The organism is Mesorhizobium sp. M2A.F.Ca.ET.039.01.1.1, assembly GCF_003998035.1.
Taxonomy (GTDB): domain Bacteria; phylum Pseudomonadota; class Alphaproteobacteria; order Rhizobiales; family Rhizobiaceae; genus Mesorhizobium.
Genome location: NZ_RZRY01001621.1, coordinates 1 through 379 on the forward strand (window position 1 = coordinate 1; position 379 = coordinate 379).

The 379-nt window shown below is 70.2% G+C and carries 1 protein-coding gene; it reads left to right on the plus strand.

Annotation, left to right across the window (positions count from 1 at the left end; all coding sequences use genetic code 11):
• Positions 1-38 precede the first annotated feature (38 nt).
• Positions 39-379 (plus strand): FAD-binding protein (locus tag EOA24_RS41225; protein WP_133375143.1); only part of this gene is annotated, 341 nt, incomplete at its 3' end.

The following is a 379-nucleotide window of genomic DNA, read 5'->3' on the forward strand; positions in this document are numbered from 1 at the left end:
CCTCTATAGAATATCGCTTCCCGCCCCGGAGCCTTCGCATGTCCGCCTCCCTCATCGCCGCTTTGCGCGCCGCCCTGCCCTCCACCACCATCTGGGACGCCGCCGAGCTCGCCTCGCGCGATCCCGGCTTCGATGCCCGCAATTTCGGCGCTTCGGCGCTGGTGCGGCCGCGTGATGTCGAGGGCGTCGCGGCGCTGGTGCGGTTTTGCGCGGAGCGTGGCATCAGCCTTGTCGCCCAAGGCGGGCGCACGAGGCTGGCGGGCGGGGCAGCGACTTCCCAAGGGCAGATCATCTGCGATCTCGGCGGGCTTGCCCAAATCGAGGAGATCGATCCGTTCGCGCGGGTGGCGATCGTGCAGGCGGGGGTGACGCTGGGGGC